Below are 10,907 nucleotides of genomic sequence, written 5' to 3' on the forward strand. Positions count from 1 at the left end.
AATTTAACCTTTTACCTTATCATAAAAAACTTTTGCAACAGTTTTAATAAAGTTTTTTAGTTAATAGCGATCGCGCAGCGCCTGCTTCGCAGACCACGCAGTGCCTCGCTCCGCGAGATCGCCTCAAATTAAAATAACTAAATCTTTTATCGTACCACGAAAGACTTTTGCAAGAGGTCTAATGTTTATGATTCACAAAAGGGAATTCTCTGAAACTATGGCTTTAAGATAGCGATCGCTCTATTTTCGGCTCAGTATCAGTGCAAAACAAACCTGTGTACTTGAGACAAATAAGTTTTGGGTGTAAGAGTATAAGTGATGTGGGATTGTGGGTAAAAGAAGCTAATTATCAGCAATATACAAATAAATTTGCTGACAATCAATCAATCAATCTAGAAACAAAATCACTATCTAACTGATGTTAATCCCTGTAGGTAGAGCTTACCCTATAGTGTAAAAATACTTCTTGTTCAACTTGTTTGACTTCTAGTAAATGCAACTTAATACCTTGAGATTGTAACCAACCCATTCCTGTCACTGGTGTTGGCGCATCAAATCCTCCCAAAATTACAGGACACACTGTTAACCAGATTTCATCGACAGCATTAATAGCTAGCAAAGAAGCGACTAAATTTCCGCCTCCTAAAACAGCTAATTTGTTAATACCGAAAGAGAGTAGTTGAAACAAAATTTTATCCCAGAGAAAGCTGGAGGAATCAGAGTCAACTTTTCCAATTAAAATACGTTGCCATAAATCGTTATTTTGCCATAAAAAACTGCCTTCTTCAGTAGTTAAGAGCAATCTGGGTATGGGTTGTTGAAAAAACTTTAACTGAGAATTAATTTTTCCCGAAGCAGAGACTACAATGTGAAATGGTTGCCAACTTTGAGAACGGTTTTCGCGAGATTGGATTAATTGTGGGTTAGTGATGGGTAAACTTGTACCGTAAGCTCTTAAAGTTCCTGCACCAAAAATAACTCCATCAGCTAAAGAAACTTGTGATTCTAAATGAGCTTTGTCTATAGCTGAACCAAAACGTGCAGGAGAGTTTGCTCGATCTGCAATCTTGCCATCGGCGGTCATAGCTAAAATAACAGTGGTGTGAGGACGTAAATTCATAATTTACCAGAAAAAGAGACAAGCAATAGATATCATTGAAATAGTGTGGATATCGGATTTATCTAACTTTAAAACCCCTGTCATGCCATTTGGTCAATCCTCTTTTCGTCGCATACTGCTATCGCGTTTGTTGCTTTTAAGTGTTCCTGTATTGTTGCTGGGAGTTTATGTAACTTATCGCAAAGCTCGTTCTGCCTTTTTAGAAACAGCAAGACAAAACTTAACAGAAAGTGCAGTGCGTAAGGGTGAAAGTATTCTTCAATCTATCGAAGCATTGCAAACTAATATGGCTAATGCCAGTGATGCAGCTATTCTCAAAAATGGCTCGGTAGAAGATCATCAAGTATATATTGCTCAACTTGCTCAAATTTTACCCACTAATATCCTTTGTGTTCAATTAAAAGATTTGACTGCAGATCGCGTTACGGCTACCACTTGTGGTGAAATTCCCGACCTTGATGATACTTCTTGGCAGGGACGACAGCAAAGTGTCGTGACAACCCCTGAAGAAGTACACGTCAAATTATTATTACCCCCGCAAAGCTTAACGAGCAAACCCACTTTAGGACAACAACCTTCTCAAAATCAATTGAAGTTGTGGTTAACTGCTCCAGTATACGATCGCAATGGACGTTTGCGCTATGCCCTTAGTGTCCAATCAGCAATTCTCAATCAAGAAAAGGTCGAGCCTGGTTCTTTAGAGGGTTATCCTGTGGTTATTAATCAAAATGGAGTTATTTTAGCTCATCCTTTTTCCCAACGGGTAGGGCGTAATATTCGGCAAATGCCTGATGCTAAGCGTTTGGGTAGTTTACTGCAAAATGCGATCGCAGGAGAGCCAAATTTTTTACATCTTTTTTATCTGGAAAAGGATGGAGTAGAGCTATTAGCGGGCTATAGTGCCATTTCTAGTCCTGTGACTCAAGATAATCAACAAAAATGGATTATTTTAGCTGTTACTCCTATAGATGCTGCTTTACTGCCCCTTAAAGATATTCGGATTGTCTTGTTTGTGATGACTATTGGACTAATTGCAGCTACTTCTTTAGCTACGATTTATATCTCCAAAGAATTGGCACGCCCCCTCGAAAAAATTCGCGACTACACTCTTAAAGAAGAACATTTAAACGCTCAAGATCGTTTGGTAGATAATTTTCAGATTCGTGAATTTAATCAGTTAGCTTCTGCCATAGACAAAATGGTAATTAGATTAACGGCTTGGGGAGATGAAATTGTTTCTGCTTGGAAAGAAGCGCAAAATGCTAATAAGTTAAAAAGTGAATTTTTGGCAACTACTTCTCATGAATTAAGAACTCCTCTTAATGGGATTATTAACTGTATTCGGGTTGTTAAAGAAGGCTATTGTGACAGCAAAGAAGAAGAAAATGATTTTTTAGACCAAGCAGATGATGCAGCAATTCATCTTTTAGGAATTATAAATGATGTTTTAGATATTTCTAAGATAGAAGCTGGAAAACTATCGGTAATGATTGAAAAAGTAGATTTGAGTAAAATCATTAACGAAGTTATTGATTTACAATTGGTTGACATTCAACAAAAAAATCTTGAATTGAAAGCCTCTAGCTGGGAGCGAAAAATTTACGTTAGTGCTGATGGCTCGAAATTAAAACAGATTTTAATTAACATTGTTGGCAATGCAGTTAAATTTACAGAACAAGGAAAAATTACTATTGATATTAATGTAATAAATCCTCAAAATGCTCGGGAAAAAGAAAGTGATTTACTATATTCTCAGTTAGCTAATCCCAACCTAAAATGGACAAGCGAAACAGATTGGCAACAAGTTACTGATGGTTCAGTTTCTGTAGATTCGATCGATAACATTAATAACAATGAAGCGATTGACAATTTTTCACCAGCAGAAAAACCTGTAATCTTAGAAGAAGTAATAATTAAAGTTAGTGATACAGGAATTGGCATTGAATTATCTCAACAAGAAAAACTATTTCGTCCCTTTGTAATGGTGGATGGTTCAACGACTAGAAAATTTGGTGGTACGGGTTTAGGTTTAGCCATCTCTCGTAATTTAATTGAATTAATGGGCGGAAGTATTGATTTATATAGTGCAGGAAAAGGTCAAGGTACAACAGTTACTATTAGACTACCTCTCAAAAAAGAATCAGAATAAATATCTAACTTTTAGCTGGGAATTATCTTGATATTTTGTGTTACGCAAAATATGGCTTACAGCTATAGGCTATAAGCTATTAGCTACAAGCAAGCAAGCGTGAGGTTCACTAGTAATGAGTAGTGAAGTTTAGAGTAACTCGTCATTACCTCAGCCCAAAGGAGCGAGGATTCAATAATTGAATTATATTTTTATTTTCCCTCATAAATGAGGAACGGGCGACTCAAGCATTTGAATTTAATTCAAATAAAGCGCCCTCGGCTTTTAACCAAACTTCGGGCTTGACTCATTACTTATTACTCATTATTTTAATACTTCGGATTGTTGATTTTTTTCTGATTTAGTGCTTTGGATTAAGTTTTAGCTGATTACTTGTCAATTCGCTAAGTGATTAAGTTCCGAGTAGATTAATAAAATGTAAATTAAATTTAATAAATTTACATTTTTTAACAAACAGTGATAAACTCTGTTTATATCAGACATAATTGCTTTGATAGTAAAAGTGAATTGCGATCGATTAAGTTATCACTTATGTGGAGTTCAGTAAACTAGCGACTTTCAAAACTAATGTTTTTCAAATACAACTTGAGCTTAATGCTTACAAGAAAAAAATGTGTTAAACATATCTAAGTAAGATTATGTAAGGAAGTTGCTGATTGAAAGAACGAATTAAATGATCATACTTTTTATGGCATTTAGCTTTTGACTTCTTTGTATTGTGTAAGAGGCTAATTAGTTTGCTGATTATACTCTGATTCACCAACATCCATACAGGATTATCGAGAACTATCAATCAATACTTTTTTGTTGAGCTTTATTTGTAATTTAATCTGGATATCCTATGTTTCCAGCAAATAGGATTCTGTAAATTTAGATTATAAGTATCGATTATTTAGACAGTTATAAAGTATCGCTCTGCCATTGCCTCCAATGGAAATGCTACTTTTTCTGTATCTTATATTCATGGGTAAGCCAAAGTGATAACTAGCTTTGAGTTACCTGAATTTTTTTGAAAAGTTAGATATGGCGAGGAAATCTCGCCATTCCTCTCGGTCGAAGGTACTCCGCCTTAAAAAGACGGAGCCTGCTCTGACCGTTGGTCAATCTACAAAGTTACTTTGTGGAAATTTTGGTTGTGTGTTTGTAAATTTTAGATAGAAAGAAGCACGCTATGCACGCAAGTGCGAAAAATAAGCAGAACAATTGTTATTAGGGAGCATTAATTGTGGTAGGTACATTAAAAAAAAATACAGCTAGACCTGTAACTCCTTTGGGTATTCTGGTTCAGCAGTTGGAGCAGATTGTTAGTGCAGCACAAACAGAGTCAGTTTCGACTAAATTTGAAGCATCTTTAAATTCAGCATACAAATTAGTAGCAGGACTGGATTCTTACTTAGAAGAATGCACCACTTCTGAATCAGATGCTTTAGCTAATCTAACCACTAAAACTCAGCAGGAAGACTGGAGTAAACGCTTTAGTGACGGCGAAACCGTAAAAGCTTTGGAACAAGAGATGCTCTCAGGACACATTGAGGGACAATTGCTCAAGATGTTGGTATCTATCAGTAAGTCTAAACGAGTTTTAGAAGTAGGAATGTTCACTGGTTACTCGGCATTAGCGATCGCTGAAGCTTTACCCGACGATGGCTATGTTCTCGCTTGTGAAGTAGATGAATATGTCTCCCAGTTTGCTACCGACTGTTTTGCCGTTTCTCCTCACGGTAAGAAAATTGAGGTTAGAGTTGCACCTGCAATGGAAACTATGAAGCAACTGATTAAAGATGGCGAATCTTTTGACTTGGTATTTGTCGATGCCGATAAAGGTGGCTATATAGACTACTTACGTTTGCTCTTAGACAGCGATTTATTAGCCGATGATGGCTTTATTTGTGTAGATAATACCCTTTTACAAGGACAACCTTATTTACCCCAAGAACAACGCACAGCCAACGGAAAAGCGATCGCACGCTTTAATCATTTCGTAGCTGAAGAACCCCGTGTAGAACAGGTTTTAGTTCCTATTAGAGATGGGTTGACTATTATTAAACGAAAGTAAATTTTGTTAGTTGCTTATTGCTTATTGCTTATTGCTTGTGGCTTGTGGCTTGTTGGTAGTTAGTGGTTAGTGACTAAATAATAAATAATTTCTACTTGCTACTTGCTACTTGCTACTTATTCTTTCTTCCCTCATATCATGAATTTGATTTCAGCGATCGCAAAAAACTTAAGTACTCTGTTACTATTGTTAATTCTGTTGCCTTTTAATTTGGCAATGATAATTTTGTCTCTACTAAGTAGCATTTTTTCTCGTTCGGATAACGCCACTATGAAAACCCCAGTAGCAAAGAAAAGAATCCTGATTACAGGGGCGAAAATGACCAAAGCTTTGCAGCTAGCGCGATCTTTTTATCGTGATGGACATGAGGTTTATCTGGTAGAAACCCATAAATATTGGCTGTCTGGTCATCGTTTTTCTCGTGCGGTTCAAGGCTTTTTTACTGTCCCCGTACCCGAAAAAGACCCAGAAGGCTATTGTCAAGCTTTAGTAGAAATAGCGAAACAAAAAGACATCGATCTGTTTGTTCCCGTATCTAGTCCCGTTGCTAGTTACTATGATTCTTTAGCCAAAAAAGCTTTAGAGCCTTATTGTGAATCAATTCATTTCGATCCAGAAATAACCGCCATTCTGGATGATAAACACGCTTTCTGCTCCAAAGCCAGAGAATTAGGTCTGTCTGCACCCAAAGTATTGAGAATTACTGACCCGCAACAGATACTAGATTTTGACTTTGAGAGTGATGGTAGCAAATACATTGTCAAAAGTATCCCCTATGACTCTGTACTGCGCTTAGACTTAACTCGCTTACCTTTTCCCGAAATGGAAAGTTACATTCGCAGTTTACCGATTAGCGAAAAGAAGCCTTGGGTAATGCAAGAATTTATTCGCGGACAAGAATACTGTTTTCATGCGACGGCGCGCAAGGGAAAGATTAGATTGCATTGTTGTTCTCAATCTTCTCCTTTCCAAGTTAACTACGAACAAGTAGAGAATCCAGCCATTTATATATGGGTAGAAACTTTTGTCCAAAAAATGAATCTCACAGGACAAATTTGTTTTGACATGATTCAAACTGAAGACGGTACGGTTTATCCCATTGAATGTAACCCTCGTTTGCATTCTGCTATTACCATGTTTCACGATCATCCAGGAGTAGCAGCAGCATACTTATATGATGGTGAACCAGGCGAACAACCAATTACTCCTTTACCCAATAGTAAGCCTACCTATTGGACATATCACGAATTATGGAGACTATTAGGTATACGTTCTTTAGCAGAATTAAAAAACTGGTGGCAAAAGGTAACTGAAGGAACGGATGCGATTTTACAAGCAGATGACCCTCTACCCTTTTTAATGCTTCATAACTGGCAAATTCCTTTATTGTTATTGGATAACTTACGTCGTCTCAAAGGTTGGGTCAAAATTGACTTCAACATCGGCAAATTAGTCGAAATCGGCGGAGACTAAATTAAGGAGTAAGGAACGAGAAATGAGAAAGGAGGAAGGAGGAAGTTTTTTAATTGGTAAGTCAGAGATTACTCCGCCGTACAAGCGACGAGACCCCGCGTCGGCGTAAGACCCTAAAGGACTCGCTCCGCGTCGCGCAAGTGAATGCTCGTCAAGACACGACTGAGCCTGCTCTGACCGTTGGTCATAAGTAAATACCAATCAACGGCGAGTCACTAACCACGAACAACTAACCATATTATCCCGCTTGATATTATCTCATTTATACCCCAATGCGATGGGTACAAGTCCCGTTTATTTTGGGACGAAGATGGGACGGGACTAACCACTAAAAATGATGTCAACTAGCATAAATTTAAATTCTGTAGCACAGCAAAGAGTTTCTGATTTGATGTTGGCTTTTATTAAGAGTTAATGTCTCTTATTGATAATTGCTATCCAATAATCTCCTTGTTCCTTGTTCCTCATTCCTTGTTCTTTAAATGCCGATCGCTTTATCTTTCATTTTCTTCTTAATCTTATTTACTATTGTGGGTATGTATGCAGCAACCCAGAAACAGGATACTACTGCTGATTATTTGTTAGCGGGGAGAAAGGTTAATTCTTGGGCGATCGCTTTATCTGCTTTATCCACTGGGCAAAGTGGTTTCTTATTTACGGGTCAGGTGGGATATGCTTACACTCAAGGTTTATCGGGTATCTGGTTGGCAATTGGTTGGGCGATCGGAGATTATCTGGCTTGGATGTTAGTTTTTAAGCGATTACGCCAAGTTTCAGAGGCTTCTAATACGGAAACCGTTCCTGCATTTTTGGCACAAAAGCAGCCTGGTTATCGTTGGATTGCTGTTATTTCAGCACTAATTACCATCGTGTTTTTAGGTACTTATGCAGCAGCACAATTACTCGCGGGAAGTAAAGCACTCAATAGCTTGTTTGGTTGGGATAATGCGGTGGGTATTATCATCGGTGCAGTTATTGTGGTTGTCTACTGCTTTTCTGGAGGGATTCGGGCTTCTATTTGGACTGATTCGGTACAAAGTATTGTCATGATTGTTGCTTTGTTGGTGCTTTTAATTACAACTATTTTCGCAGGAGGTGGCGTAGGTAATCTATATACAAATCTGCAACAAGTAGATGCCAACTTAGTTACTCTGTTTCCTGATAACTTAGCTTGGGGGTTTATGCCCTTTTTTATTGGCTGGTTAATCGCAGGATTTGGTGTTGTGGGGCAACCTCATATCTTGGTAAGAGCTATGGCATTGAATTCGGCGAATAATATGGGTAAAGCGCGGGATATCAAAATAATTTGTGGTTTGTTTACTGCTTTTGCTGCGATTACTATCGGCTTATTTGCGCGGTTGTTACTTCCAGAATTAAACGATCCTGAATTAGCTTTACTAGATTTATCTCAACAGTTGTTACCAGGAATTTTAGTCGGAGTGATGCTTGCTGGTTTATTCGCAGCCACTATTTCTACGGCTGATTCTCAGATACTATCCTGTTCGGCTGCGTTAACTCAAGACTTGTTTCCTGGGTTGGCAAAATCTTATAAGTTTGCCAAAATCGGTACTTTAATTGTCACAGCTATTGTTCTAGCGATCGCTTTAATCAATAATGATAGTGTCTTTGGTTTAATTACCTTTGCCTGGTCGATTTTAGCTTCTGGTTTAGGAGTGCTACTCATTTTACGGTGTTTTGAAAAGCCCGTATCTACTCCAATTGCGATCGCCATTATGCTTACAGGGATTGCTACCGCTATGACTTGGAAATTGGGTTTACAACTCTCTGGCGCAGTTTATGAAGTTTTTCCTGGTATGACTGCGGGTGTTTTTGTTTATTTGATATCTTCTTCGTTTATGGGGAAAAAAATTACAGTTAATAAAAACTAGTGATTGTTTTGACTGCGCTTTTCAAACTCGTCGTCCACAATCAAATTTTAAAAAGCTTAAAGCTTAGAGCTTAGAGCTTAGGGCTACGAACTAACTAATTAAAAACGGAGTCTATCTAACTGAAAACGGCTGTAAGTTACTAATTTCTAATTAAGGCGATCGCTATAAATCCCACTATCAATAAACTGTACAGGACAACCATGACAATAGACAACAACATTAGACCGATCGTGTCTAGGGATCTGACAGCTTTAAAAGCAGTAATTGACGCTAACGACTTGTTTCCTTCAGATATGCTGGATGAAATGATGTCTGACTACTTCGATAATGAAAATAGTAGCGATATCTGGTTTACCTACGTAGATGAGAACCCAGTGGCGACCGCATATTGTGCGCCAGAAAGAATGACAGAGGGAACTTGGAACTTGTACTTAATTGCCGTACATCCTAAATGTCAAGGAAGAGGAATTGGTACTTCTATGATGCGGTATATCGAGCAAAAGTTAGCAGCGCATGGGGAAAGAATACTGCTGGTGGAGACTTCTAGTTTAGAAAGCTATAAGCGTACAAGAGATTTTTATGATAAATGCGGTTACGAGCAAGAGGCGACGGTTCGAGAATTTTATCAAGCGGGGGAAGATAAAATCGTGTTTCGTAAATTTCTGACAAGTACGAAATAGTTTGTTTGTTTATCAATTAGGAAAATGCGATCGCCATTAATTCAAGCATCAATACACTGAGAAAAGCTCTAAAACTCAGTACATTATTTAGACTATGTTGAGCTTTCAATTTCTGCTTAATTTTTAGTTTTTCAGGGAAGAAAGTTATTTAAAATGACTAATTTCTTTGATTAGCAGCAGCCAAATCTAATTTACTATTTACCAACTCAAATATCTCATTATTAATAATCATGACTACATTTTCTCCCATTAATTCCAAAAAAATAGAATCTCAATTTGATAGTAATAAATTATCTGTTTTACACTTAGTAGGCTCTGCTGTTTCCGATTTTTACTATAAATTATCGGTTCTTTATGCTCAAGAGGTAGTCCAACCTGCGGGAGTAAAAAATAACTATGCAGTGATGTCTCCTGATGGTTTGTGGCAATTGGGTTCATCTTTAGATAACCTTGGTAACAAAATTTCCCTGCAAGAAATGATTAATCAGCTACCTCAAATAGATGTAGTTGTACCTCATATGTTTTGTGTTCCTGGGATGACCAGTTACAGAGCCTTTTTTGAAGATATCTTAGGAATACCTGTAGTGGGTGCAAAATCTGACTGTAACGCCCTAGCTACCAATAAATCTCATACGAGAAATATTGTCTCTGCTGCGGGAGTAAGAGTAGCCAAAGCACAACAGTTAAAACGAGGTGAGACTTTAACCATGCAACCCCCTTTTGTCGTCAAACCAAACTCAGAAGATAACTCGATGGGTGTCACCTTAGTAACAAAAGAAGCAGAAATTGCACCCGCATTAGAAGCAGGATTTAAATACGACAAAATCTTATTAATTGAAGAATATATCCCAGGAAGAGAATTACGAGTAGGTGCAATTGAAAAAGATGGAGAATTGTGTGTCTTACCTGCGATTGAATATCTATTAACCGAAAATAATCCTATCAGAACAAAAGATGATAAGTTAGGGACTCAAGACGATGGAATGTTAACCAGACAGCCTGTAGATATTGCTTGTCCTGCAAAAGTTAGCCCAGAATTAGCACAAAAACTAGCTGATGCTGTTAAAAAAGCCCACAATACTTTAGGCTATCGCGATTACTCCCTTTATGATTTCCGTATTCATGCAGAAACTCAAGAACCCTATATGTTAGAGTCTTGCTCTTTTTGGTCTTTTATTGAAGCTAGCGTTTTATCCAGAATGGTAACTGCTGATGGTCAAAAACTAGAAGATGTGGCGTTAAAACTATGGACTAATGCAGCGAAACGAACCCGCGTTGCTTGTGGCTCTTTATTCAAGTATGTTGATTCATAATTGCCAGAATTTTTTACTAATAATATCTAATTAATTTTGTTAGGGATATTCAATTGAATGTCCCTTTTATTTTGATTTGCTATTGATATATATACATTAAATTCTCATTACGCACGTCTAAATGTAATACACAAAATTACAAGTATTATAGCGATCGCTATATCTCAGCGAGAGAGGTTCACTCGTTCCTCGTGGTCACGAAGTGGCTGCTTTGCAGATCGGCAAAG

Annotated in this window: 7 protein-coding genes; 6 read left to right on the forward strand and 1 reads right to left on the reverse strand. The window is 37.6% G+C overall.

Annotated features, from left to right (window positions below; all coding sequences use genetic code 11):
• Window positions 1-421 precede the first annotated feature (421 nt).
• Window positions 422-1,120: a RibD family protein gene (locus tag H1P_RS25960; RefSeq protein ID WP_144872994.1), complete on the reverse strand. Its 699-nt coding sequence runs from the start codon at window positions 1,118-1,120 to the stop codon at window positions 422-424.
• A gap of 82 nt (window positions 1,121-1,202) precedes the next feature.
• Between H1P_RS25960 and H1P_RS25965 the strand changes: the two genes are divergently transcribed.
• The 6 genes from H1P_RS25965 to H1P_RS25990 all read left to right on the forward strand — a co-directional run bounded on the left by H1P_RS25965 (window position 1,203) and on the right by H1P_RS25990 (window position 10,680).
• Entirely contained in the window at window positions 1,203-3,269 is a 2,067-nt protein-coding gene (locus H1P_RS25965) for a sensor histidine kinase (RefSeq protein ID WP_144872997.1), read from the forward strand.
• Window positions 3,270-4,494: 1,225 nt separating this feature from the next.
• Window positions 4,495-5,325: an O-methyltransferase gene (locus tag H1P_RS25970; RefSeq protein WP_144873000.1), complete on the forward strand. Its 831-nt coding sequence runs from the start codon at window positions 4,495-4,497 to the stop codon at window positions 5,323-5,325.
• Window positions 5,326-5,463: 138 nt separating this feature from the next.
• Window positions 5,464-6,798 carry an ATP-grasp domain-containing protein gene (locus H1P_RS25975; protein WP_144873003.1) on the forward strand — a complete coding sequence of 445 codons (1,335 nt, stop codon included), beginning with the start codon at window positions 5,464-5,466 and terminating at the stop codon, window positions 6,796-6,798.
• A gap of 482 nt (window positions 6,799-7,280) precedes the next feature.
• Window positions 7,281-8,687 (forward strand): sodium/proline symporter, encoded by a 1,407-nt coding sequence (locus tag H1P_RS25980; protein ID WP_144873006.1) that lies wholly within the window; start codon window positions 7,281-7,283, stop codon window positions 8,685-8,687.
• 200 nt (window positions 8,688-8,887) lie between these two features.
• Window positions 8,888-9,367, forward strand: a complete 480-nt coding sequence (locus H1P_RS25985; RefSeq protein WP_144873009.1) for a GNAT family N-acetyltransferase — start codon at window positions 8,888-8,890, stop codon at window positions 9,365-9,367.
• Between the two features lie 230 nt (window positions 9,368-9,597).
• Complete coding sequence (locus H1P_RS25990) at window positions 9,598-10,680, forward strand: D-alanine--D-alanine ligase family protein (protein WP_144873012.1); 1,083 nt, start codon at window positions 9,598-9,600, stop codon at window positions 10,678-10,680.
• Window positions 10,681-10,907 lie beyond the last annotated feature (227 nt).

The organism is Hyella patelloides LEGE 07179 (assembly GCF_900659865.1).
GTDB classification, from domain to species: Bacteria; Cyanobacteriota; Cyanobacteriia; order Cyanobacteriales; family Xenococcaceae; genus Hyella; species Hyella patelloides.